A 25,083-nucleotide genomic window follows, 5' to 3' on the forward strand; every position below is an offset into this window, starting at 1 on the left:
AGGGGTTTCCTCCCAGGCTGGCCCTTAGCCGTTTCAGGCGCCGTGCCACACGCGTGCCACTACGTCCGCTCGGCGTCCTCTCCGGCGGAACCTGAGGCCACTCCCCCGCCGCCCCGGATCATGGCCCCAAGGCTGTCCGCGATGGCCCTGTCCCGGTCGCTGGTCATGTGCTGATAGATCAGCGCGGCTCGGGAGCTACTGTGCCCCATCCGCGTCATCAGCTCCCGGGTGCTGGCCCCGGCCGTGGAGGCGAGCGTGTTGCCCGTGTGCCGTAGATCGTGAAAGTGCAGTTCGGCCGTGACGCCAGCTGCCTTCCGGGCCTTGACCCAGTCGTCGCGGAAGTTGCTGCGCCGCAACTGCCCACCCTGCGGCCCGACGAAGACGTGCCCCTCACGGCCAGGAGCAGCGAAGTGATCCAGGTGGTGCGTGACCGCGCCGAGCAGTTCGGCCGGGAAGGAGACGGAGCGCACCCCGGCGGCGGACTTCGGTGCCTTGTCGAAGAGACGGCCGTCCTGGAGCTCGGCCTGAGCACGGCGCACGGTGACAGCCAGCCCCTCCAGGTCGATGTCCCGGCGCCGCAGGGCCGCCAGCTCCCCGAACCGGAGCGTGGTGAAGGCCGCCAGGAGCACGAGCAGCCGGTAACGAGGCGCGATGGAGTCGGCGATGGCGAAGACCTCCGCCACCGTGAGGACGGGCCGCTCGGGCACGTCATAACGGTCCGCGCCCTTGATGCGACAAGGGTTGCGCCGAATCAGCTCGTCGTCCACAGCCGTGTTCATCAGGGCACGCAGCAGCTGATACGCCTTGACCACCGTCGGCTCACCGACGCCGGCCGCAAGGAGCTTGCCGCGCCAGCCGCGTACCCGGGCCGTCGTCACGTCGGCCACACTCCCAGCCCCGAAGGTCGGCAGGATGTGCAGCCGCATCACCGACTCGTTCCGCTCACGGGTCCGGTCGGCCAGCTTCCGGTCCCGCAGCCACGCGGTGGCGTACTCCTGGAAGTTCACCGCCCCGGCATCCGGGTCCGCCCACTGCCCCCGCGCTACGTCCGATTCGATGTGTGTCAGAGCGACTTGGGCGTCAGTCTTGGAAACGTAGGTCTTCTCTGCCGGGCGCAGTTGACCGGTCTCCGGGTCGCGGTATCGGACCTGCCAGCGACCGGACGGAAGCTGCCTGACCGAACCGAAGCTACGGCGCCTGCGCGACATTGAGGTAGCGGTCAGCCACGGGTGGGCTCTCCTTCCGTTCCGGGGGCGGGTTCGAGGGATGCGGCCAGCCAGGCTTCGGTGTCCGAGAGGCCGGTTCCGGCGAAGATCCAGTGCGCGAGGACGTACGTCGTGTCGGGCTCGGCGCCGTTAGCCGCTGCGGCTTGGGCTCGGCGCCATTTGGCGCGGGCGTCGCGGAGGGCGCCGAGGGTGGTGGAGTAGCGGCGGGACTTGGTGGAGAAGTGGCCGCGGAAGCCGAGCATGTGAGCCCAAGCGCGCAGGCGGAGGTGTTCCAGGTCCTTGCGAGCGCCGAGCGTCCAAGCGGTGCGGATCAGGCGGCGGGCGTGGTCGCTGATGTCGAGCTGGGTGAGTTCGGCGGCGAACTTGAGCGGCCGGTCCAGAGCTCCCGTCGCGGTCTCCGCGCCCTTGGTGGCGTACTTGGCGATGTACGCCGCTACTGCCCGCTCGGTCAGCTCCTGGCCGCCGTTGAAGTCGGCCGAGCGGTGGTAGGTGGAGAAGCGCTGCCAGAGCGGACCGGTGTGGGCGTTCCACAGGACGGCGGCTTCGTAGTCGTAGGTGTCCGGGTCGAGCGGGGTGCCGAGTGCGTCGTCGTCCTGGTCGTGGTGGGTGCCGCAGCGGCAGGGGCGCCCGCTGGAGGGGCGGTTGTGGACCGGGCCGAAGCTCGGTGCGGTGAAGGTGGCGAACACGCGCGGGTGGCCGGCGACGTGTTCGGGGATGCCCTTGCCGCCGCGCAGGCCGGAGGTGATCAGGTGGAAGGTGTCGCGGCGGTAGACCTCGGCGCAGGCAGCGCATCGGGTCGTGCGGCACCGCAGGCAGACAGATGGGTAGCGGTCGCCCTGCGCACCATCTCACCGGCACTCGATCCGAACGCCTCCGACGAGGCCTGGGCCTGGCTCTACGACGGCCGCATCGACACGCGACAAGCCCTCTTACGCTTCCAACCCTGCGCAGTCTCAGTCATCCACGCCAGCACCCGCGTCACTTGGACCATCCGGCCGGTGATCTTCCTGCCGATGTCTCACCGGCGGGAAACTGAACTCCCAGCGTGCGCATACGACTTCAAACCCCACACCTCTCTTTAGGTGCCAGCCTGCCACCTTGAGGGCTGAAATGAGTTCGGCCACTAGGTAGCGGGTATGGAGCATCCGCGCTTGTCGCGCACGAAGGAGGGGCGATGCTGACCATCCTTATCTCAGTCCTTGCAGTCCTCGTCTCAGTAGGCTCCTTAGCTGTCGCCTATACGTCTAGTCGGCGCTCCCACATGCCCGTCTTGCAGTTCATGTGGGACAGCGGGCAGGGCGGCACCGGCGAACCGAAGTGGTGGCTCGTCAACGTAGGAACGGGTCCAGCAACCAACATCGTCGTTGCTCAGACCGAGAAGACCGGGCTCAAGCGGGGTCTCAATGGCGAGGTTTGGTTCAATCCGGTACTGGTTCCGTCAATCCCCGTCGGTGGCAAGCTGGCCCTCACCTGGCTCGGCGGAACCATGGGGTTGGACTGTGGGTTAGGAGCCAGCTACGCAGACGTTGAGCGCTACCTCTACACCACCAAGTGCGGCGATGACGTCTCAATGTTCTTCGTCGGCTTGCACCTTCCGCGTTGGCCTCTACTGAAGCTGCACGGGAACAAGGCCGTGAAGACGTGGTGGGGGGTAGAAGACCTATCCGGCCCTCAGTGGTCCGCCGTCCGGCCTGACCACGTCAAACGGCGCTGGTGGCTGGCCCGACGCTTCGGGATCTCCCGCCGTCTCGGCGGATGGGCTGACCCTGTGCTCTTGTACCGACCGCAGTGAGTGATCACCTCGACCGCATGGACAGCCAGACTGAGTTACAACTTTCTCTACAGGTTCAAGGCGGCTCGCTCCGCTCACCGCGCGCGGCCCGGCCCCCGGCCGGGCCTGCGCTCCTGTCTCCGCCCCGCTCCAGCCCGGCCGGTGTCCGTGCCGCGCGCGTGGACAAGCCGAGGGCCACAAGGTGAACACCTCTGGTGAGCCGCCAAGGTCAGAACGATGCCTCCGGCGGGGGATCGGCCGGCACCGGGATGGACGGGGCGCCGTCGCCGGCTGCGGGTTCGTCGTGGCGTGCGCGAGGGCTTCCATCCCGTACGCCGACGACCCAGGCAGAGCCGAGCAGACGCGGCCCCTGGCGTCCAGGTCGTTCGTACAGTGGCGCGCTCCACCTGGACGCCAGGAACCACGCCTTGCTCCACGGTGTGTGGGTCGACGGCGTACGGGATGGAAGCTGGGGCCGGTGGGGGGCTTAGGTTCCGTACGGCTGCATGTCGGCGCACCGAAGCCTGGACCTAAGCAGTTACCAAGATTCGACCGTCGGTGTGCCATCCGGATCGAGCCCGTACGGCCAAGGGTCATCAAACCCTTCACGGCTTGCTCTCTCCTTCGAGAGCGCACGTACGGCACCTGCGTCCCCGGCATTAGCAGCCTGTAGCGCAATCTCGACCGCACCAGCGTGATCGCCCGTATACTCTTTGAGCTCACTGAGTCGACACAGGGCATACGTATTTCCTGCCTCGATCGCCCGCCAATAAAGGGACTCGGCCTCTTTAAGGTTTCCGGCCTTTTTCATCAAGTTGGCGAGGAGTGCTAGCGGAGCATCATTGCCCGACCCGATGAGCACTCGATAAAGAGCTTCCGCTTCCTTTGCTTTACCGGCCTTCTCTCGCTTGTTCGCAAGCTCGAGTAAGGCGTACGTATTCCCATCCCGTCCGGCACGCTCCAGCATCTTTTCAGCTTGATCACCATCTTCCGAAGTAAACAACAGGTAGTGACACATAGTTCCATAAGTGTCACCATTGCGACTGGCGTCTACCAGGGCATCAGTAAATCCCCTAAGATCCCCTGCATCTCCCTTCTCTTCGATCTCAACAATTGGATTCGCTACCCTTTTCCCCGAGCCCCATGACCCTATAGATGAGTACTGTACTCCCGTCACTCTGTCCAGCCTCCCTATAATTGCGCGTGCGGATTGGCGCACCATCAGAAGAATCGAGCGAGTGAACAGAGAGATGGCCTCGCCCTCGTCTCCACCTCTCTCGGAGACGATGCGACCCAGGGAGCCCAGAGCTTCGGTATCCCCTAAATCTAGAGCTTGCCGGTACAACCTCTCCGCTTTTTCCGCATCCCCTAAATTCTCGTAAATCTCGGCGAGACGATAAGTGGCCTCCCCGTCGCCGGCTTCAGAAGCCTTCCCGTACCACTCTTTGGCCTCATCTCTGTCACCGGCATCTTCACGGAGATATCCCACACTATTCATGGCGCGAGCATTTCCCATTTTGGCTGACCGCCGATATAGGGACTCAGCCAATTCGAGATGCTCTTCCATCCACATATCCGCTAGTTCAATCAGCGCAGAGGCATCCCCGTGTTCCTCAACCCGTCTAGTTAGGCGATGAGCCCAGTAGAGTCGATGCCGATCGTGAGCAGCGACGGCCAGATTTGCGAGCTCTACGGAATCCGTAAGGTACTCATGAGCCGCCTCCCAGAACGAAGCTGGCGGGCAGAATGGGTTACGCTCAAGTCGCCCCAGTTGTTCGAGTGAGTCAGCCAGTCGGTATTTACTGGACGCGATATTGTCTATTTGGTGCAGTTGATGCCGATAAGACGCGCCGCGAATACGAACGGGCGCCAGGGGCGCCAAGTTCCCATGCACTGGCCTATTGGATTCACAAAAAGCTTCGTAAAGCCAATTATCCCCAAGGGTCAAGTACTCGGGATCTGTGAGATAGTCCTCTGCCGCATGAGTAAGAAAATTGCCCGCTATGTGATTCCCGACACCGAATCGACGTCCGTCCATGGCGGCCTGAATCAATGCTTTCACGGCAGGGGCGGCCATTCTGTATCGCTCAGACAAGGCTGGAGCTCCTGCGAGATACTGAGTTAGGCGTCCGTCTTGCGCTTGATTCAATGCTTGAGCCAGTTGCGGGTCACCTGCGCTTGCCATGATCCGGGCATCTCTGATTGCGACTGTGTCAAAATTATCGGGAACTGAGATCAAGCGGCCCGCCAAAAGTTCACGCGTTTGCGGGTATAGATCTTGCTTTCCCGATGCGGGAAGAGTCGTGTATTCAGTCGCGTAGTTGTTCCACAAAGTACCCAAAATCAGGATCGGGCTAGCCTGTCGGTTAAGCAGGAGAGATCGAAGGGCAGCCGCAATGTGCTCTCCCACCCCTTGGCCGGCACCAATGTAATGCTGAGTTTCGTTTAGCCATACCACAGTGCGCGGCCCCACACACTTGAGATCGTTCAAGGCGGCCTCAGCTCGTGTGGGATCGAATGGGTGCCAGAGGCGCCATCCCTGAGATGCTAGGGGTTGAATTGCCTCCCAACACGCGCGGGTCTTCCCTGTCGAGGACGGACCGACCAGCACGACCATCCCGCTTTGCCCATCGGCTGCCGCCTTAACAAGAGCCTTCAGCTCTCCATCGTGGTTACGACGTACATAGCCGGGAAGCCGACGAGCCTGCACGCTCTTCGGTTCACTCAAAGCAGGTACGACGTCAATGGCAGGATGAACTTCGAGGTCATGGGGGTCAAACTCAGCGATTGGCCGCCCAATGCCCGCCTCTAAGGAGATCCCGTTCTCCTCTGAAGACCTGTGTTGAACACCAGCAGCGGTCGTCCGAAGCTTCAGGAGAGCCTCCACATCGAGGTGGAGTGCTCGGGCAAGCGCGCCAACGGTTCGGGCGGAGGGAGCAGGGGCGGACCTGTTGAACGCCTCACTGACAGCAGTTCGTCCCAACTTTGAGCGCCGCGCAAGGGCAGTCTTCGTTATGCCCAGCCCTGCCAGGCCGTACTCCAGACGAGCACGTAGTTCAGCCAGAGCCGCCGCAGGCGACGAATCATCCTCCATGGCCATGCCATCTCCCGTGGTCGTTCGCTCCTGTTCGTCTTCGACCAGTTCTACCGTCGCGGACCACGACGAACAGCAACTTGAGGAGATTGAGCGGCACAGGTTGACGCACCGATAGGAGACCGATCGTGTCTTACCACTCTGCTGTTGTTGTTCTGGGCTGCGCCGTGGCCGTGTTGCTCGCTGTGCTTGTCGCGATTGCTGCCGCAGTCTTCGCACGCCGAGATCGCGCCACTTACCCCGCAGCTTGCTCGAAGGCAGCCTCAGCATTCGGAACGGCCCTGACACTGGTTTGCAGTGTCACTACGGCGCTGGTGGCAGTCACACGCTGATCATGGGGCTCCAGCCCGCCGGAGCCCTTCATTGATCGCCTCCACCGACCTCGGCAACCGAACTTGCGACGCGACTGACTGACTCGGCTGAATTCACTGCCGTGCCAGATGCGTGCCAGGTAGTGCGGGGAACCACGGGGAACAGCAGTCACCCACCCAGCACGCCCGTAGGTCAAGACACCGCTTCTCAGCAGGCCAACAAGCCTGCCGGCCACGCAGAACCCTAGCTTCCCAAGCTGAGAGCGCGAGTTCGATTCTCGTCACCCGCTCCAATGAAAACCCCAGGTCAGCGACCTGGGGTTCATTGTTGAAGAAACGTTGATCGAAACGCTGCCTGCCACCACCGCGCCAACGGAAGGTGCGGCGCCGGAATCCTCCGGTGCCGCACCTTGCCGGACGTCTGTCCACGTGCTCAGCAGGGCACCGCCGACACCGGCGGCGCCCTCCCAGGTTCGAACGGCGGACCACGGCGATCTACGAATCCCTCGACAAGGCCCGCGACAGCATCGCGGACTCCAACGGCGTCAGGAAGAGTCGCGCGGCCAGTACCCCGAGGTGAACCGCGCCCTACACGGCCTCGGCGTAATCGCCCCGCGCCCGGACGAACCCAAGTGCGATCCCCCACCCTGAGCTACCCGGCTCTTGGCCACCCGGCTCCGTCACCGTCGACGACGCTTCTCGGTTCCTGTGCGGCGTGCGATGTGGCATGCCGTCTACGCCACTTCGATCACCCCTGGCGGTGATGCGACCGGCTCTCCGGCAACGCAAACGCGCCACATTCGAGCGCATGCCCACGTCAGTCATGTCCATGCCTTCCGCGTCGAGGGGTGCTCCCTTAGGCTCCTCCGCCGGACCGCAGGCGTTACCGACGGTAGGGGAGACCGGTCATGGGGCGAACGGGCAGCACGCGACGCACCTTTGTCGTGGGGGCCGCGGCCGCAAGCGGGGCGGTGGCGCTGGGCACCGGCACGGCGGCTTCAGCGGCACCGGCGCAGGGACGGCAGCAGGCCGTCGCCGTGCTCGGCGGTGGCGTCGCCGGGCTGACGGCGGCGCATGAACTCGCCGAGCGGGGCTTCGCGGTGACCGTCTACGAGCGCCGGGCGCTCGGCGGCAAGGCCCGCTCCATGGACGTACCGGACAGCGCGAAGGGAAGCCGCAAGCCACTGCCCGCGGAGCACGGGTTCCGCTTCATCCCGGGGATTTACCACAACCTCCCCGACACGATGCGGCGCATCCCCTTTCCCGGGAATGCAGGCGGCGTCTGGGACAACCTGATCGCACCCAAGGAGATGATGTTCGCGCGGAACAACGGCCGCGAGGATCTGCGGATACCCATCCCCGGGGAGGAGGAGCCCGCCGAGCTCACCCTCGACGACATCAGACGCGCCCTCACCGGTCTTCTGGAGACGGGATTCCATCTTCCTCTCCATGAGATCGCGTACTTCGTGAACCGCGCCGTCGTTTTCCTGACCAGTTGCGAGGCGCGCCGCAACTCCACCTGGGAAGCCACCCCTTGGTGGACTTTCGTACGCGCCGGGCAGATGTCGAAGGAGTACCAGCGCATCCTCGCGGTCGGCGTCACCCGCAACATCGTCGCCACCAAGGCTGAGGAGGCCAGCACCCGCACGGTCGGCACCCTCGGCGAGGCCTTCGTTTTCAACGCGCTCGGACGGGGTGCGGACGGCCCACCCGACCGGATCCTCAACGCACCCACCAATGAGGCCTGGATCGACCCCTGGGTGGCTCATCTCACTTCCCTGGGCGTGGAGTTCCGTATCGGCTGGACCGTGCACGAGGTGAGGCTGGGCGGAGACGGGCGGGTCTCCGAGGCCGTCATCGAGGATGCGGACGGCGTCCGTCGCTCCATTACCGCCGATCACTATGTCTCCGCCATGCCGGTGGAGCACGCGCGGCGCACCTGGAGTGCCGGATTACGCGCTGCCGACCCACAGTTGGCGCGCTGCGACAAGCTGCAGACGGACTGGATGACGGGCCTTCAGTTCTATCTGACCGAGACGCCGCCCGTGGTACAGGGCCACTTCAACTGCATCGACTCGCCATGGTCGCTGACCGCGATCGCCCAGGCCCGGCACTGGCCAGGGCGTGACTTCGCCGCCGACTACGGCGACGGCGTGGCCAAGGAGTGTCTGTCGGTGGATATCTCCGAGTGGGACAAGCCTGGCGTCCTGTACGGCAAAACGGCCAAACAGTGCACCCGCGAGGAGGTCGCACGCGAGGTGTGGGCACAGCTCAAGGACGCACTCAACGACACCGGCAAGGCAGTGCTGCGCGACGGCACGCTGCACTCGTGGTTCCTGGACCCCGGAGTGGACGGGATCGGCACCCCGCACCCGACCAACCAGGACGAGCTGCTGATCCACCCCGTGGGCACGCTGCACAACCGCCCATCGGCCAGGACCACGGTCCCGAACTTCTTCCTGTCCGGGGATTACGTCGCCGTGGACATCGACCTCGCCACCATGGAGGGCGCGAACGCCTCGGCCCGTCAGGCGGTCAATGCCCTTCTGGATCAAGCAGGTTCGAGTGCGCCGCGCTGCACGGTCACCCCGCTGTTCCGGCCGCCGGAGCTCGAGAGCCTCAAGCGCCACGACCACTTCCGCTTCAAGGCCGGCCTGCCGAACGCGTTCGACCTGGGGTGATCCAGTCGGGATCGGTCGCTCGACCTGATCAGCCATGGCGCCGGCGAGGGCACCCTTCTCGTCGCCCTCCCAGCTGCCAGCCGGGGCGCACTCACTCTGGAAAGCGGGGGCCCTGATCACCTACGGACAGCGGCCTGCTCGCCCAGCAGCCCCAGGTGCGCGTCGGCACAGCGGAACGCGCGCGCCGGGCAGCCGCACCACAAGCGAACCAGATCAGGCGGGGAACGGCGGGGAATCACGGTGAATGCGGTCCGGCCTGAGGACGCGGCAGCCAGGGCGTCCCCCAATTCATTGCCCGGACAGGCCCCGAATGACCGCAGCTTCCCAAGCTGATGGTCTACCGCCAGCTTCTCAGCGGCCGGCTTCCCTCCGCCGCATTCCGGACCGATCATGGGGGCATGGTGTCAAGCATCGTCGTTCAGTACACCGGTCTCCTGCGGACCAGCGACTACGACCTGTGGAGCCGGTTGCGGGAGCTTCTGAGGGCCCAGGGACTTGATCCGGACCGAACGATCGTCGTCGACCTCTTGCAGGAGGGCCCAGATCACGAGGACGGCCAGGTGATTTCCGAGGAAGGCAGGGTCTACAGGTTCACTCTCTACTATGACCAAGCAGCAGAGCACGGCGCGCGCAGCGCCCGCCTCGACCACTGGACCGACATAACCGATTCTTGGCGGCGCGGATCGCTGGCAACCCGAACAGCCGACGCTTTCGCTTGGATGTCATCGCCCGAAAGCCTCACCTGAGGTACTTCGAACCGAACAGCCGCCGTGCCACAGCCGTGCAAGATGCAGGGGTCAGCAGCGGTCAACAAAAGGGTCTGTCGGGTGCGTCCGTGCCCGCCAGATCGGTCCACGAAGCAGCAGGTCACCGACCCGTTTCCCCAGCCTCTCTCCTAAAGCGGGTGTCGCAGGTTCGAATCCTGCCGGGGGCACCAGCCAAAAGGCCCCGAACCGATCATGGTCCGGGGCCTTTGACATCCACTTCTGACATCAACGCGGGCGGTAACTCGCGGATGGGGCGTCTCCTGAGCAGGCGATCCATGTGGCTCATGGCTTCGCCCTGCGCACCCCATTCGCCATCTGGCATCGCGCGATCAGTGAGTAGGCGACTGCCCACGTGCTCCAGGGCTGCGGCTTGGTTCTCGGACACGTGGCACGGCGGCTACTCTGGAAATCTGGCTTGTCAGGGGGGGATCGCATGGTGAGGGTCTGGGGCGGGCGTCGGAAGGGCGGCAAGGCCCGCGCAGGTGAGATCCGAGCAAGCGGTGAAAGGTCTGTCGCAGTCGGCGGAGACATCGGCGTGGTTGTGACGGGGGGCAACGTCACTCTCAACCAAGTTCCACAGCTACAGGGAGCCGCCGCCGAGCTCCAAGGGCTCGCCGTTGAACGACAGCGTCTTCGGATGGACACGTTCCGTCAGGCGCTCCGACACGCCGAGGCCACGTTTCGCTTGAGCGTCGCGTTTATGGCGGGGGGAGCAGCCATCATCCTCGCTGGCGGCATCCTCGCCCTAATTCACGCAGGCAACCCGGACCTTAGCTACCTGCCGATTATCACCAGTCTGACGGGTGCCCTCATCACCGGAGGTGGCGGAGCTCTCGCGATCCACGCCAACAGGGCACGTAAGCATTTGACTGAACAGGGCGAACGCCTGGACGCGCAGATCGCAGAGGATCACAAGGTGGAGAGGCTTAGAGGCTGGATTGATCGTGTCGTAAGCCCAGAGACGAGAGATCAGTTGAACACAACCGCGGCGATCAAGGATATGGGGCTTGATCCGGATCCGGCAGCTATTACCGATCGTGTGCTGCCGGAGACCCAACGAGTCTCCGGCGAGATCGAAGCAAGTCGTCCAGACGCTGGCGCGCCCGGTCAGCCCTGACGAACCTTGAGCGCACCACAAGCGCATCAGATCGGGCGGGGAACAGCGGGGAATCACGGTGAAAGCAGCCGTGCCGGGCGGCACCACATCTCGACCGTTCGCCCTGGTTAACGCCCGAATCCGCCACAAATGATCGCAGCTTCCCCGCTGAGGTCTCACGGCTGCCTTGGTCTGTCAGTCCAGCCAGACGAGCATCGCGTCGTCTGCCCTGGCAGCAGCCTCGAAGAACTGTGTGAGGCCGTCGTACCAGGGACGACCCCACTCCAGCGAGTTGGCCTCACTCCATCCGAGCGGATACACCTCGGCGCTGGTCATTTCAGCAGGGTCCACGCCACTGATGAGCTGTGCATAGCTCGTAGCCCGCAGGGCTTCCGCCGCGAGCTGGACCCGCTCAGGTCGCAGGTACCTCGGAGGCCCGTACCCCCAGTCCTCATCCTCGGCGAACGGCTCCTCACCGTGGATCACGTTCACGGGGAACTCGGCGCGCGCCAGGAGGAAGCGGAGCATGTCCCAGGTCTTGTACGTGCTGAAGTGGCGCGCTTCGGCCGGCGCAGGCTCCGTCCCCTCCTCGGCGTCCTGGACCTCTTCGACGAAGTCCAAAGCCCAGTCTGGGCCTCGGATCGCCCGGTCAAGATCAGCAGCCGTGACACGCAGATACTCACCGATCATGCTCATGGCCGGAGACTAGGGGAGGCCACTGACAACGGTCACCGGACGGGCCGTCTCAGTTTCCGTCTCATTCAGCCCGGTTCACCGCCGTTCAGCCGAGACCTGGAGCCGATCCCAGCCCCGTGGCCATCCCCCCATGAACGCAGGTGAATGCCTCTGCACGCACCGCATGCGCCACGAGTCATCAGGTGAGGGCGCCGGCGAGCCATGTGCGCCAGACGTGTCGGGTATTCGGTATCTCGGGACGGTCGAGGAGCCAGAGCACGTAGCGCGCGTGAAGCTGTGCCACAGGGTTCTCCGAGCGCTGGGCCCTGTGGAGCCTGTGCCGCAGTTCGTCTCCGTCCACGGCTCGGGCGACACGGACGTATTCACGGTCCTTGCACCGGTAGGTCCGTTGGACAGCGAGGTCGACCAGATCGACAAGCTTCGCTCTCAGAAGTCGATCGTGGTCAGTGGCGGCCAGGTCACGGATTAGAGCTTGTTTCGTGCCCCAGTCCTTGGCGTGCTCCGTCCACTCCTGTGGGTAGCGTGCCTCCCACTCCAGGAAGAGCAGAGCGAGGGACAGCCCCGGCCAAGTGCTGATTCTCCCGTGGCCGTACCTGCTCTCGCTCCACAGCGCTCCCGGCAGGCAACGACCGCAAGCCCTGCGATAGGCCCGGTCCCTGGCTCTGAACCGCAACCAGTGGATGGGGAACCGTCCTTCGTTCAACCGGTCGAGCGCAGCCTCGACCTCCATGCGGGCTCTGGCTTGACGGTCGAGGGCAGCAGCGCGCTCAACGGGGTCCGGTGCTACCAGGCCGTAAGCCCACGCCAAACCCTCGATCCACTCATGGTCGCTGCCGTCGATGCCCGAGCCTGCCGCCTCTATCACAAGACAGATCATCCCCTGAGCGGTACGCGCCCACTACTCCATATGTTCGGCACCGGTCACGAGGGTGTTGCAGCGGCGACGTATAGCAACCACAGCAATTTGTCCCGACGAGCAACGGCCCCCAACGATCGCACCACAAACCCACCAGATCGAGCGGGGAACAGCGGGGAATCACGGTGAAAGCGGCCCAGCCCGGAGAAGCCACAATCGGGGCGTTCACCCAGGTCAGCACCCGGACAGGCCCCGAATGACCGGAGCTTCCCAAGCCGATGGCCCAACAGCTCAGTACGGCCGCGGAATCTCGTGCTCGTTCAACGCAGCCTCGTACCGCGCCAACAGAGCATCCAGGTCCACCAGAAGAAGGCCGCTGGAGTCACGAGCTTCGTCCACGTCGCCTCGCTCGCATGCCTCCACCACCTCGGCCACGGCACTGCGGAGGATGTGAAGGGAGTCGCCCTGCACCAGAACCCCGGGGAACCGTCGGCCGGGGAGGCGAACCACGGCGTCGTTGCTGCCATCCGTGAACAGCTCGGCCTCTATACGCTCCATCGGACCATCCAACCTGACATCACCAGCTGACATCAACGACTGTGGACGCAGGCGGCCTTGAGCGATCACACACGCCACACCGTCAGGACTGCGAGGGCCGTATGAGAACCGCCTGATCGAACTCCTAAAGCGGGTGTCGCAGGTTCGAATCCTGCCGGGGGCACCAGCCAAAAGGCCCCGGACCGATCATGGTCCGGGGCCGGCACCGGGGGCGGCTCCGACCCCGTGTGGAAGGTGGCAGCGCCATGCCTGCGTCGTGCAGCTGCCTGCGGGGTCAGCCGCAGGACGCCGAGGGACCGTTGAGCCGCGTCATGTCGCGTCCCGTACCGTGCCGGTGACCTCCGGCCCCTTGACGTCCTTGTCGCCGTCGGCCGTGCTCAGCCGCAACAGGAGGGACTCGACCGGCTCGGTCATCCGGTCGGCGATGGTGGGCACCTTCACGTCGACGCTCCTGCTGCCCGCGGGAATCTCGAACGACAGACGAGGTTCGTCCGGCAGCCGCGACAGCGCCCGCTGCGGACCGGGTGAGACGTCGAAGTTCTCCTTCAGCCACGAGGGAGAGACATCCTTGGTGGACAGCTCGGCGCCACGGCGGACGGGCCGGATCCACAGGTCTCCGTACAGGGGTTCGTCGGCTGCCGCGGACAGGCTGATCCGCCAGATCAGTTGCCTGCCCTCGGTGACGCGGTCGGCGACCGGTGTCACCCGCATGGTGGGCCTGGGGTCGTCGTTCTCCACGATGATCTTTCCGCGATGGGAGCCGACCACCGCGCCGTGGACCGACTTGACGAACACCGGACGGTCGACCTCGTCCTCGTAGCGGTCGTCGCCCTTCACCGTCATCCGTACGTTGACGGGCGCGCCGGGGCGAACCGTCACCGTGCGCACGACCGGGTACTTGTGTCCCGGCTCGTCCACGAACACCCGGATCTGGCCGCTGCCCTTGCCGGAGACCGTCACCGGCACCTGATAGGTGCGCGTGCCGGGGCCGCCCTCCTTGACGGTCGTACGGCCGACGTCCACGCGGGCGAGTTGAGCCGGCTCGACCGCGGGGGTGCCGGGGCGCCAGCCCCAGGCGTCCAGCAGCCACGCCTTTCCGGACGAGGTGCGGGGGGTGAGGTGGAGGGTCTTGACGTGAGCCAGGTCGAGTCCGGCCCTGGCCGCGGCGGACAGCGGTACGCGGACTTCGCGCGCCCAGTACGAGGACGTCAGGCTGGTGCCGGGCAGGCCGTCGACGCGGACGCGGCCGAGAGTGGCCCGCTTGCCGGATGCGTCGGTGAGTGACACGTCCAGCCGGGTGCCGGTGGTGTTGGGCGGCACGATCACCCGCAGGGTCAGCGCCTTGGCGCCGGACAGGGAGACCGGGCGAGCGGGGCTGAGCCGGGTGGCGGCGCCGGACTTGGTCCAGCTCATGGCGAGCGCGTAGCGGCCGGGCTCCTTCTGCGTCTCCCAAAGGGCGAAGTGCGGCGAGGCATCTTGGAGGCGGGACGGCAGGCAGGAGGTGGCCGGGTTTGTGTCCACCTGGGCGCACAGTCTGCCGCCGCCGACGGTGGCGGAGGGGGCCGGCAGGAAGGCTCCGCCGCGCCCGGCGCCGACGGCGTGGGTGTACACATGGGCGGGCCCGGCGGAGGCGGCGCGCACGCCGGAGCCGTCGATCAACGGGCGGGCCCGGTCGTCCCGGGCGATGAACAGCCGGGCCGCGGCGGCGATGTAGGTGGATCCCGCCTTCTGCTGCTGCTTGGCGGTCAGACGGGTCTTGGCGCCCTTCGAGCACAACCGGTCGTCGTGGTCGCCGGAGTAGGTGAAGTCGTCCTCCGCGAAGGCCGCGGCCTGGCCGGGAGTCCACTCGGTGTTGAAGTAGTTGTGGTTCGCGCCGACCATGTAGACCGCGCTGTGCAGGGCCGTGCCGCTGCTGACACCACGCGTGCCGTCGACGTACGTCTCGCCCTGCAGATTGGGCATGTCGCCGTCGCAGCCCGGCAGGATCGTCATGGACGGCACGTCGGGGACGGGGTTCTGGGCCAGGGCGGAGGGGGCTATCAGAACGGTGCCGCGAATCGTCCAGCGGACGCGGCCCCGGTAGCCGTCCTGCGCGGCCGGCGGCGGGTACAGGCTGTCCAGAGCGGCCCGGTTGACGGCCTCACCGCCTCGCGAGTGCCCCACCAGCAGCACACGTCCCAGGTCGGCTCGGGGCGCCTTGCGCACGGCCGCCGGTGCCTTGGACGGGTCGGCGGCCCAGTCCGCCCAGTGCCCCAGGTGCAGCCGTATCAGGGACGACCGGAACCCTGCGCTGCCGTCCGCCCTCACCACGTCCTGGGCGTTGATGCCGTTGGCCGAGACCGACACCGTGACATAGCCCTGGGAAGCCAGCAGCTTCTGGTCGTGCAGGTGACCGCGGTAACTCGGCACCGGCTTCTTGCCGGTGCCGCACGGCCACTCCGCGGTCAGCGTTCCTTCCGCGTCGAAGCAGGTGTCATGGCGTCCGTGCAGGAAGAGCGCCAACGGCCGGCGGCCCGTGGCACCGGCCGGCGCCACGACCACGGCCTTCATCTCCACCCGTGTGTCCAGCCCCGGCAGGCGCACCGACGGCAGGGAGTACTCGCCCTGGACGGTACGGAACTTTCCGGCGACACCGGGATCGATCTTGTGCACAGGGTTCGCGGGCGGGGTTGCCGTCAGAGGCGACGCGGCCGAAGAGCCGTCGAGGTCGCGTGCGCGCCCGGGGTCCGTTCCCTCCGCGTCCAGCCGCCGTCCTGCGGCCTCGACCCGCAGATCCCGCGCCTGCCCGAGACGTACCCCGTCCAGCGGAAGCCGGAGGGTGCGCCCGTCCGCGGCAGCCGCGGGATGCCCCAGCAGCCGGCCCCCACTGCGGAACTCGATCCGGGCACCGCCCATCGGCACCCGGCCGGGTGAGCGCCACTCCAGCTTCTCCGTCCCGCCCGAGCCGGTGATCCTCCAGCCGTCGGGAAGGTGCGGTGAGGCGCCGGCGGACGGTCTCTGGGGCTCCGGGTCGGGTGCGGCTTGCACCGCGCCCGGCCATCCCCACGCCACCGCGAAGGCCGCCGTCACGGCGGTCGTCACGGCGGCCGTCATGGCGGCCGCCCTGCGCGGGATACGTATCACGTCTCGTTTCTCCTTGTCGTCGGATGTGCGGTCGGATTCCATGCCGGACGGAGCTGGACGGCATTGCTCCCGGGCCCTCGGCGGCCACCGGTGCCCGGTGAACGGGCGGCGGTGGGCGATGCGGCTCGCACGGGCGAACGGCTGTGGCCACGGCGGACCGGCCCCGTTCACGGGCCGCTCCGGGGTGTGGCTGAGCATGGGACCAGTACCTGAGCAGCGGGCTTACCGAATGTCACCGAGGGGACGATCATCGAGGCCGGATGCGTTTTTCAGCGACCCCGGGGATCACTCTGAAAAAAACTTGGTCCCCAGCGTGAGCCGCACCGCCCGAGCGAAGCTGCACCGGCCGCGACAGCGCGTCTTCGTGTTCGACTCCGAGGCTCTCTCCAAGGCGGTTCAGGGCAACCGCGAGATGGCCGCACTGATCAAGACGGCTCCGCGGCCCGACAACCGATCGTCACCTCGGCGCTCACGACGTTGGAGGCATGGGACCCCCGCGAAACGTCGAGGCAGGCACTGTGGAGCTGGACGCTGTCCCGGATCCGCATCGTGCACACGGACGACCAGGCGATCACCATGGCGCGCGACATGCAGTCCAAGGGGGTCAAGATCCTGCGCGACCTCATGATGCGGGGTTCGGGCTGACCTTCCTCGCGGCCGATCCTGACGGGAACCGTATCCGCGTCGCTCCGCAGGACTGAAAGGCCGCAATGCGGCAGGCGCGCACGACAGGTGTCGCGCCTGCCGTCGTCTGACTTCGAGAGGACGACGAGTGCCCCACGCGAATGCATCCCTGAGCGTCGAGGACCGCAGGCGGCTGGTGAAGCGGTGCCGGACACGTCGCATCGCCCACTCGCCGCTGAGATGAGCATCTCTCGCGCATGCGCTACATCCAGCGGATCCAGTCGCCGTGCGGGTGGGTGAAGGCGGCAGGTGCGCCGTCGACGGTGAGGACGAACGGCGAGGTCTCGAACCGGGGCGGCGCGATGTCGGCGACCACGCCCGGCGCCTCGTTCGCGATCCATACGACGTCAAGCTCGCGGGTCAACCCGGCGAAGTCGGCGCGGAGCTGCGGTCCGACGTATGCCAGCACCGCCGAGTGGAAGACCACAACACGCGCGTCCCGGGGCGCCTGCTCGACGAGGGCCGGCAGCGCTTCGAGCAGGTCGCCCTCGTGCACAGGCACAGGATGGCGCCGCGCGGTTGCCAAGGCGGAGACGAGGCGTTCGCGACGGGTCGTCTGCCCCGGCCACACCAGACACTCGAGCCAGGACCGGTCCCCGGGATCCGACGGATTGAGCGGGTTGAGGTCGATGCCGGCCGCCCATGCCACCTCGGGCATCCGCAGTTCCGGGTGCGGTCCCTCCGCCCGGCACCGGAGTGTCGGCGCCTGTGGGTCACGGCCGGTCAGGTGCGTGTGGCCGTAGTCGTAGGAGTACCGGTCGACGTGCAGGCACAGTCCGGCGCTCGCGCCGACCTCGATCAGGGCAAGCGGCCCATCGACCGCAGCCAGCGCGGGCAGAAGCGTTGCGCAGCGGCCCGGTTCGTTGGTCTGGGTACGCCGCGAAAGGATCGTCGCCCGCAGCTCCCCGGCCCGCACAATGGCCAGCTCCCGCAGCGAGTCCGCGTCGGGCACCATGCGAAGCATGTGGCGGGCGGCGGCGAACAGCAGGTTCGGCTGGCGCTTGTCGGCGGGCAGGGTGCCCAGGAAACCCAGCACGTCCGGGTCGGACGCCACCGCGAGGGCCAGCGCCTCGTAGGCGGGGGATCGTCCGGCCGCCTCGCGCTCGGCGAAGCGACGGTAGTTTTCCGCCGTCGTCATCCGGTCGTCCAATCCCGTCATCGCCATGGCGTGATCGTATGGGCCACTCCGGAAGTACCGGTAGATGCACGGACCACGAAAACACGGGAAACCAGCAGACCTGAGCCACCGGAAATCCGTCGAGCCCGGCCCCGCAGCGGCTCTAACCTTGCCGCCATGGCCCATGGAAAGACCTCGTACGTCTGCCTGCCCTGCCGGGCGTCGTACAAGCAGCCCTACCCCGGCTACCACGACCACGACCGGGTCTGTCCACGCTGCGCCGAACCACTGATCCACGTCGGCTCCGCCTTCGCGGCACCCAAGAGGCGGGACACCGCCGCCTGGCGCACCCTCTCCATGCTGCTGCATGCCGGTGTTCGCTTCCACAAGAGCTGTTGCGGTGGCCCCGGCTACCGCCCACGCACCCTCAGCGAGGTGCGCGAGCGGATGGCCTACGCCCGGGCCACCGGAGAACCGTTCGCTCAGGCGTTGGTCCGCCGCGACCTGCCTTGAGCGATGTCCGTGGCTACCGGCCTCCCCACGTCATGGGATCACCCGTCGGCGTGGGTCAGTTCGTCACGCGGAAAGTGGCGTCGCTCCGGGCCGTCGTGGTGGTGATCGGGTCGAGGCGGAGTGCGTAGGCGTAGTGGCGGATGTACCGGTCGGGGTGGTTGTACGACTGGAAGGACGACCATGTCGAGTCGGCGAGGCCGGCGACCTGACGGAAGGTGGCGTCAGCGGCGAACTGGGTGGTGCCGTCGTTGTGGGCCAGCTGGAAGTCGTATCCGGCGTGCCGCAGGAAGTGGCCGGGGAAGTTCACCGACTCGAAGGAGACGGTGCCCGAGCCCGCCAGGCCGGGGCGCGGCCGGAACTGGGCGTCCGGGCCGGTGACGTTCTGGTCGATGCGCACGTCGAAGTTGGCGTGCCGGACGTACCGGTCCTGGAAGTTGAACGACTGGAGCCGCTTGGCCGGGGTGTTGGCCCAGCGTGCGAGTACGCGGCTCTCCTCGGCGGCCGTGAGGTTGAGGATCGCGCCGTGGCGCTTCTTCGTCCCGCCCAGGTTGTAGCTTCCCGATGCCGGGAGCCGGTAGGTGCCGGAGGCGGAGGGGTTGGTCGTCGTGACCGGCATGTAGCCGCGTCCGGAGGCGTACTGGTCGAGGTACAGGGTCCACTCGTTGCGGTCCCTGAACTTCATCCACATCGGGCCCTCGACCTGGGAGCCGGTCAGGCCGATGCCGGAGAGGTTGCCGAGGTTCGTCCATGTGCCGAGGATCGAATTGCTGCCTTCGAGTGTGATCTGGCCGTCGCCGGAGGCCCGTACATAGCGGAAGTTGCCGACGCCAGACGGCACTTCGACGATCTGGGTGTCGATGATGTTCTGGGTGCCGGGGCGGTCGATGTAGAGCTGCGGGGTGGTGATGGTGCGGAAGTCGGTGGTGCGGGCGTAGTAGATGCGGTGCTTGAGCACGCCGCCCCGGGTCGCGTTCGTCGCCCAGTACAGGACGTAGTCGTTGGTCTCGGGGTTCCAGATGGCCTCGGGTGCCCAGGCGTTGCGCCCGTCGGGGATCGCGCCGGCGACGTTGAGCAGCCGCGGCTGCGACCAGGTGACCAGGTCCGTCGACTCCCACACCACGAGGTTGCGGCTGCCGTTGTTCATGGAGTCGTCCCATGACTGCCCGCAGTCGATGCAGAGGTCGGTCGCGATGATCCAGTACTTGTCACCGCCGGGGGCTCTGACCAGTGCGGGGTCGCGCACGCCACGGGTTCCGACCGTGGAACGCAGGGTCATCCCGCCGCCGTTGAGGTCACTCCAGTTCAGGCCGTCCGTACTGTGCGAGAAGTAGATCTGCTGACCGGTCGACCCCTCCCCGATGAAGTGCGTCATCAGGTAGCCCGGGTCGGCGGCGGCGGCCCGGTCAGGTGTGGTCAGGGCCTGGCCCGTGAAGAGGAGGCAGGCGGCGAGCGCTATCGCCGACAGCCTGGAGAGAAGCGCGCGCATGTGCATGTCCCCTGTCTTTCTCTGACTGTCTTTCTCTGACTGTCTTTGTCTGACTGTCTGGTGCTCCCCGTGGGCGCTGCGCCGAGCGCGTCGGATCACTTGCCGCTGTCGCGGCCTCAGGCGTGCCCGTCAGGTCTTCCGGCGTGACGTCATGGTCCGCTGGATGAGGATGAAGGCGCACAGCAGCACACCTGTTGCGATCTTCGTCCACCAGGAGCTGAGCGTGCCCTCGAACGTGATGACGCTCTTGATCAGACCCAGGACCAGGACACCGAAGAGTGTGCCCAGCACATAACCGGAACCGCCGGTCAGCAGGGTGCCGCCGATGACCACGGCGGCGATGGCGTCGAGTTCCATGCCGACGGCGTGCAGCGGGTCGCCCGACTGGATGTACAGCATGAACAGCAGGCCCGCCAGGGCCGAGCAGAAGCCGCTCACCGTGTACACGGCGATCTTCGTGCCGCCCAACGGAAGGCCCATGAGCAGGGCCGACTGCTCGTTGCCGCCGATGGCGTACACACGGCGGCCGAAGCGGGTGTAGTGGAGGACGTAGCAGGCGACAGCGAGGACGATCAGGGCCACGAGGGCGCCGATCGACAGTTCTCCCATGCCGAGCGACACTCGCGTCTGGGCCAGGGTGCCCACCGAAGCGTCGTTGATGGAGATGGACTCCTTGCTGATGACCAGGCACAGCCCGCGGAAGAGGAAGAGCCCGGCGAGGGTGACGATGAAGGGCTGGATCTCGAAGTTGTGGATGACGTAGCCCATCAGGAAGCCGCCGAAGGCGCCGACGGCCAGTGCGAGTGGGACGACCAGGAGCAGCGGCAGTCCCTGACGTTCCACCAGCCACGCCGTGAACATGGTGGTGAAGCCGATCACCGAGCCCACGGACAGGTCGATGCCGCCCGACATGATGACGAAGGTGGCACCGATGGCGGCGACCAGCAGATAGCCGTTGTCGATGAACAGGTTGAGGAACACCTGGGGTTCGCCGAACCCGTAGTTCTGGTACCGGCTGAGGCCACCGACGTACATGGCGATGAACAGGGCGGCCGTGACCAGGACGGGCAGACGCCGGTCGCCGAGCAGGCGCGTGGCACGGGCACGGGAGGCGGTGCTGCCGCGCGGAGCCGCCTTGGGGGTCTGGGTGGTCGCGCTCATCGCGACACCTCCATCTTCGGGGCGGCGTCGGGCGCCGGAGCGGGCTCCACCGGGGCGGCGTCCCGGCGCGGGCCCTTGAGGCCCTTCGCGCCGAAGACCTTGGCCCGGAACTTCGGGGACTGCAGCAGGCAGACGACGATGACGACGGCGGCCTTGAAGACCAGGTTGGTCTGGGTCGGCACGCCGATGGTGTAGATCGTGGTGGTCAGGGTCTGGATGACGAGGGCGCCGACCACCGTGCCGCCGATGGAGAACCGGCCGCCGAGCAGCGAGGTGCCGCCGATCACCACGGCGAGGATGGCGTCGAGTTCGATCCACAGGCCGGCGTTGTTGCCGTCGGCGGCCGAGGTGTTGGAGCTGATCATCAGGCCCGCGATGCCCGCGCACAGCGCGCAGAACATGTACACCATGATCTTGATGCGGGTGGACCTGATGCCGACCAGGCGGCTGGCCTCGGCATTGCCGCCGACCGACTCGACCAGCAGGCCGAGCGCCGTGCGGCGGGTCAGCGCCACGGTGACGGCCACCACCGCGGCCACCACGAACACGGAGAAGGGCAGGGTCAGCCAGTAGCCACCGCCGATCAGCTTGTACGGCTCGCTGTTGACGGTGATGATCTGGCCGTCGGTGACCAGCTGGGCGACACCTCGGCCCGCGACCATGATGATGAGGGTCGCGATGATGGGCTGGATGCCCATCCTGGCCACCAGGAAGCCGTTCCACAGACCGCAGACGACCGCGGCCACCAGGCCGATGCCCATCGCCAGGAACACCGCGGACAAGGTGTTCTGGTCGGCCTGGTCGCTGATGTACGAACAGGTCAGGGCGCCGGTGATGGCGACCACGGCACCGACGGAGAGGTCGATGCCGCCGGTGGCGATGACGAGGGTCATGCCGACCGCGACCAGGATCAGCGGTGAGCCGAACAGCACGATGGAGACGAGGCTGCCGTAGAGGTGGCCGTCCGTCATGTTGATCGAGAAGAAGTCGGGCGTGAAGGGGACGTTGACGAGCAGCAGGGCGATCAGGACCGCGACCGGCCAGAACAGGTGGTGATGCGTCAGTGCTCGCCAGCGGGAGGTGGTGGTCACTGGTGTTCTCCGCTCGCGATGGTCTCGAGGATCTTGCTGGTGGTGATCTCCGGCCCGTTGGTCAGCCGCGCCACCAGCCGGCGGTCGCGCAGCACTCCGATGGTGTGGCTGAGCCGGAGCACCTCCTCCAGCTCGGCCGCGATGTACAGCACCGACATGCCGTCCTCGGAGAGGGACACCACCAGTTTCTGGATCTCCGTCTTGGCGCCGATGTCGATGCCGCGCGTCGGCTCGTCCAGGATCAGCAGTTTCGGCTGGGTGATCAGCCAGCGGGCGAGCAGCACCTTCTGCTGGTTGCCGCCGCTGAGCCGGCCCACGCGGGCCTCCGGGTCGGCGGGGCGGATGTCCAGCGCCTTGATGTACCTGGCGACGAGTTCGTCGCGCTGGGAGGCCGGGATGGGCCGGGTCCAGCCGCGGGCCGCCTGGAGGGCGAGGATGATGTTCTCGCGCACCGTCAGGTCGGGGACCAGGCCCTCGCTCTTGCGGTTCTCCGAGCAGAACGCCACACCGGCCGCGATGGCGTCGTTCGGGGCGCTCATCGAGACCTGCTTGCCGCCGATGGTCACCCTGCCGTTGTCGGGCTGGTCTGCCCCGAACAGCAGCCGGGCGAGTTCGGTGCGGCCCGATCCCAGCAGGCCGGCGAGTCCGAGCACCTCGCCCTTGTTGATCTCCAGGTCGAAGGGGGCGATCCCGCCGGTGCGGCCGAGCCCTTCGGCCTTGACCAGTGTCTCGCCGAGGTCGGAGCGCAGCTGGTGCTCGTGCAGTTCCTCGAGCTGGTCCAGGGCCTTGCCGATCATCAGCTCGATCAGCCCGACCTGGTCGAGGTCGCGGACCAGGTGTTCGCCGACCAGGGTGCCGTTGCGCAGGACGGTCATCCGGTCGCAGACCTCGTAGATCTGGTCGAGAAAGTGCGACACGAACAGGATCGCGACGCCCTCGTCCCTCAACTGCCGCATCAGGCGGAACAGTTCGAGGACCTCGTCGCGGTCGAGGCTGGAGGTCGGCTCGTCGAGGACCAGCACCTTGGTGCCGAGTCCCGCGCCGTCCCGGGCTCCGGTGCCCACCGACCGTACGATCGCGACCAGTTGCTGCACGGCCAGGGGGTACGAGGACAGCGGCGCGGCGACGTCGATGTCGAGTCCGAGCCGGTCGACCAGCTCCGCCGCCTCCTTGCGCATCCGCTTCCACTGGATGCGGCCGGCGCGGGTGGGTTCGCGTCCGATGAAGATGTTCTCCGCCACCGACAGGTTGGGGCAGAGGTTGACCTCCTGGTAGACCGTGCTGATGCCGGCCTGTTGCGCCTGGAGCGGGCTGCCGAACCGTGCGGACTCGCCGTCCAGGGTGATGGTGCCGCCGTCCAGGGAGTAGACGCCCGTCAGCACCTTGATGAGGGTGGACTTCCCCGCACCGTTCTCGCCCATCAAGGCGTGGATCTCGCCGGGGAAGAGCCGGAAGTCGACGCCCGACAGAGCCCGTACCCCCGGAAACTCTTTGACTATGCCCGTCATCTCCAGGACGGGCTGCGGCTCTGCCATGGCAGCGCTCCTCGTGAATGGTCCAGGTCCGCGGGGAGCCTCCCGGCCGAGGGATGTCGGCCCGGCCGGAGGCTCCCGCCGGTGGGGACGGTCGGTCAGTACTTGCGGGTGGGGAGCGCGTCCTTGGCCTGGTCCTGCATGAAGTCGCTCTCCTTGGTCTTGATCCAGCGTTCGACCGTCTCGCCGTCCTTGACCTTCTTCACGACCTCCATCAGCTGCGGGCCGAGCAGCGGGTTGCACTCGACGATGGCGTTGATCTTGCCTTCGGACATGGCGACGAAGCCGTCCTTCACACCGTCGATGGAGACGATGAGGATGTCCTTGCCGGGCTTCTTGCCGGCCGCCTCGATGGACTGGATGGCGCCGATGGCCATGTCGTCGTTGTGCGCGAAGAGCACGTTGATGTCCGGGTTGGACTGGAGGAAGGCCGCCATGACCTGCTTGCCGCCGGCCCGGGTGAAGTCCCCGGTCTGGCTGACGACGACCTTCCAGTCGTCCGCGTGGTCCGCCTCCATGACCTCCTTGAAGCCCTTGGCGCGCTCGATCGCGGGGGCGGCGCCGGTGGTGCCCTCCAACTGGGCGATCTTCACGGCGCCCTTGTGGCCCGCCTTCTCCAGGACCTTCTCCAGGATCTTGGCGGCGCGCCGGCCCTCGTCCGTGAAGTCGGAGCCCACCAAGGTCACGTACAGGGAGTCGTCGGAGGTCTCGACGGAGCGGTCGGTGAGGACCACCGGGATCTTCGCGGCCTTGGCCTCCTTGAGCACCGCGTCCCAGCCGGTGACGACCACGGGCGAGAAGGCGATGACGTCGACCTTCTGCGCGATGTAGTTGCGGATCGCGGAGATCTGGTTCTCCTGCTTCTGCTGGGCGTCGGAGAACTTGAGGGTGTAACCCGCCTCCTTCGCGGCCGACTTCACCGAGTCGCTGTTGGCGGTGCGCCAGCCGCTCTCCGAGCCGACCTGGGAGAAGCCGAGGGTGATCGCCTTGCTGCCGCTGCCGCTGCCGGCGGCGGCGGCAGAGGTGCCGTCCTCCTTGGCGCAGGCCGCGAGTCCGGTCGCAGCCGCGACACCGACCGCCGCGGTGAGGAAGTTCCTTCTGCTGAGCATGCTTGATCTCCTTCGTTGAGCCGGCCCGGGGATTGGACTCGGTTAATGCGGCTTCTGACGTTCCGTCGGGAAACCGTGGAAGTGATGACGTTCTGAGGACCGACCGACGTTCGAAATATCGAACATGCGTCGCGCATGCCATCAGAGGGTGGTCAGGGCGGGGTGAGGGCGGGATCAGGGAGGGCCGGCGAAGTGGCCGTGACGCCGGCGT

Annotated in this window: 18 protein-coding genes, 1 tRNA gene and 2 pseudogenes; 8 read left to right on the forward strand and 13 right to left on the reverse strand. The window is 66.6% G+C overall.

Features of this window, described 5'->3' with window-relative positions:
- Positions 1-59: 59 nt before the first annotated feature.
- Together CP976_RS18810 and CP976_RS18815 are read right to left on the reverse strand one after the other, a co-directional pair.
- Positions 60-1,208, reverse strand: coding sequence for a tyrosine-type recombinase/integrase (locus CP976_RS18810; protein WP_150481430.1), 1,149 nt, complete (start codon positions 1,206-1,208; stop codon positions 60-62).
- 11 nt (positions 1,209-1,219) lie between these two features.
- Positions 1,220-2,041 (reverse strand): annotated as a pseudogene (locus CP976_RS18815) (replication initiator); the annotation flags it as partial.
- On the opposite strand from CP976_RS18815, the gene CP976_RS18820 reads away from it, so the two are divergent.
- Together CP976_RS18820 and CP976_RS18825 are read left to right on the forward strand one after the other, a co-directional pair.
- Positions 1,976-2,308, forward strand: a complete 333-nt coding sequence (locus CP976_RS18820) for a hypothetical protein (RefSeq protein WP_229875796.1) — start codon at positions 1,976-1,978, stop codon at positions 2,306-2,308. The pseudogene CP976_RS18815 and the gene CP976_RS18820 sit on opposite strands and share 66 nt — an antisense overlap.
- Positions 2,309-2,400: 92 nt before the next feature.
- Entirely contained in the window at positions 2,401-3,018 is a 618-nt protein-coding gene (locus tag CP976_RS18825) for a hypothetical protein (protein WP_150481432.1), read from the forward strand.
- Positions 3,019-3,535: 517 nt separating this feature from the next.
- On the opposite strand, the gene CP976_RS18830 is transcribed toward CP976_RS18825, so the two are convergent.
- Positions 3,536-6,097 (reverse strand): hypothetical protein, encoded by a 2,562-nt coding sequence (locus CP976_RS18830; RefSeq protein WP_150481433.1) that lies wholly within the window; start codon positions 6,095-6,097, stop codon positions 3,536-3,538.
- Positions 6,098-7,310: 1,213 nt separating this feature from the next.
- Between CP976_RS18830 and CP976_RS18840 the strand changes: the two genes are divergently transcribed.
- The 4 genes from CP976_RS18840 (at position 7,311) to CP976_RS18855 (ending at position 10,967) form a co-directional block, all read left to right on the forward strand.
- Positions 7,311-9,083: a hydroxysqualene dehydroxylase gene (locus tag CP976_RS18840; RefSeq protein WP_150481435.1), complete on the forward strand. Its 1,773-nt coding sequence runs from the start codon at positions 7,311-7,313 to the stop codon at positions 9,081-9,083.
- 398 nt (positions 9,084-9,481) lie between these two features.
- On the forward strand, positions 9,482-9,829 hold the full coding sequence (locus tag CP976_RS18845; RefSeq protein WP_150481436.1) for a hypothetical protein: 348 nt from the start codon (positions 9,482-9,484) through the stop codon (positions 9,827-9,829).
- A 95-nt stretch (positions 9,830-9,924) separates the two neighbouring features.
- Positions 9,925-10,020 (forward strand) — tRNA-Arg (locus tag CP976_RS18850).
- 467 nt (positions 10,021-10,487) lie between these two features.
- Entirely contained in the window at positions 10,488-10,967 is a 480-nt protein-coding gene (locus CP976_RS18855; protein ID WP_150481437.1) for a TRADD-N-associated membrane domain-containing protein, read from the forward strand.
- A gap of 174 nt (positions 10,968-11,141) precedes the next feature.
- Here the strand turns inward: CP976_RS18855 and CP976_RS18860 are convergent, their stop codons facing one another.
- The 4 genes from CP976_RS18860 to CP976_RS18875 form a co-directional block, all read right to left on the reverse strand.
- Positions 11,142-11,642, reverse strand: a complete 501-nt coding sequence (locus tag CP976_RS18860) for a YfbM family protein (RefSeq protein WP_167537365.1) — start codon at positions 11,640-11,642, stop codon at positions 11,142-11,144.
- A gap of 178 nt (positions 11,643-11,820) precedes the next feature.
- On the reverse strand, positions 11,821-12,519 hold the full coding sequence (locus tag CP976_RS18865) for a hypothetical protein (RefSeq protein ID WP_229875774.1): 699 nt from the start codon (positions 12,517-12,519) through the stop codon (positions 11,821-11,823).
- Between the two features lie 270 nt (positions 12,520-12,789).
- On the reverse strand, positions 12,790-13,056 hold the full coding sequence (locus tag CP976_RS18870; protein ID WP_150481438.1) for a DUF6959 family protein: 267 nt from the start codon (positions 13,054-13,056) through the stop codon (positions 12,790-12,792).
- A 309-nt stretch (positions 13,057-13,365) separates the two neighbouring features.
- On the reverse strand, positions 13,366-16,149 hold the full coding sequence (locus tag CP976_RS18875; protein WP_190146935.1) for an alpha/beta hydrolase: 2,784 nt from the start codon (positions 16,147-16,149) through the stop codon (positions 13,366-13,368).
- 343 nt (positions 16,150-16,492) lie between these two features.
- Between CP976_RS18875 and CP976_RS44675 the strand changes: the two are divergent.
- A pseudogene (locus CP976_RS44675) lies at positions 16,493-16,880 on the forward strand (VOC family protein).
- Between the two features lie 185 nt (positions 16,881-17,065).
- Here CP976_RS44675 and CP976_RS18895 read toward each other — a convergent pair.
- The gene (locus CP976_RS18895) at positions 17,066-18,166 is read right to left on the reverse strand and encodes a DUF2332 domain-containing protein (protein ID WP_425282095.1); all 1,101 of its coding nucleotides are present in this window, start codon (positions 18,164-18,166) and stop codon (positions 17,066-17,068) included.
- Between CP976_RS18895 and CP976_RS18900 the strand changes: the two genes are divergently transcribed.
- Positions 18,158-18,493, forward strand: a complete 336-nt coding sequence (locus CP976_RS18900; RefSeq protein ID WP_150481440.1) for a deoxyxylulose-5-phosphate synthase — start codon at positions 18,158-18,160, stop codon at positions 18,491-18,493. The two genes, CP976_RS18895 and CP976_RS18900, sit on opposite strands and share 9 nt — an antisense overlap.
- 55 nt (positions 18,494-18,548) lie before the next feature.
- Here CP976_RS18900 and CP976_RS18905 read toward each other — a convergent pair whose 3' ends face one another.
- The 5 genes from CP976_RS18905 to CP976_RS18925 form a co-directional block, all read right to left on the reverse strand.
- Complete coding sequence (locus CP976_RS18905) at positions 18,549-19,979, reverse strand: glycoside hydrolase family 43 protein (RefSeq protein ID WP_150481441.1); 1,431 nt, start codon at positions 19,977-19,979, stop codon at positions 18,549-18,551.
- 129 nt (positions 19,980-20,108) lie between these two features.
- Positions 20,109-21,140, reverse strand: a complete 1,032-nt coding sequence (yjfF, locus tag CP976_RS18910; protein WP_150481442.1) for a galactofuranose ABC transporter, permease protein YjfF — start codon at positions 21,138-21,140, stop codon at positions 20,109-20,111.
- Complete coding sequence (locus CP976_RS18915; protein ID WP_150481443.1) at positions 21,137-22,231, reverse strand: ABC transporter permease; 1,095 nt, start codon at positions 22,229-22,231, stop codon at positions 21,137-21,139. Before CP976_RS18915 ends, yjfF begins: the two co-directional genes overlap by 4 nt.
- Complete coding sequence (locus CP976_RS18920; RefSeq protein ID WP_150481444.1) at positions 22,228-23,766, reverse strand: sugar ABC transporter ATP-binding protein; 1,539 nt, start codon at positions 23,764-23,766, stop codon at positions 22,228-22,230. The genes CP976_RS18915 and CP976_RS18920 overlap by 4 nt, the downstream gene beginning before the upstream one ends.
- A gap of 95 nt (positions 23,767-23,861) precedes the next feature.
- The gene (locus CP976_RS18925; RefSeq protein WP_150481445.1) at positions 23,862-24,872 is read right to left on the reverse strand and encodes an ABC transporter substrate-binding protein; all 1,011 of its coding nucleotides are present in this window, start codon (positions 24,870-24,872) and stop codon (positions 23,862-23,864) included.
- Positions 24,873-25,083: the final 211 nt, after the last annotated feature.

The sequence above is a fragment of the Streptomyces coeruleorubidus genome, assembly GCF_008705135.1.
Classification (GTDB): Bacteria; Actinomycetota; Actinomycetes; order Streptomycetales; family Streptomycetaceae; genus Streptomyces; species Streptomyces coeruleofuscus.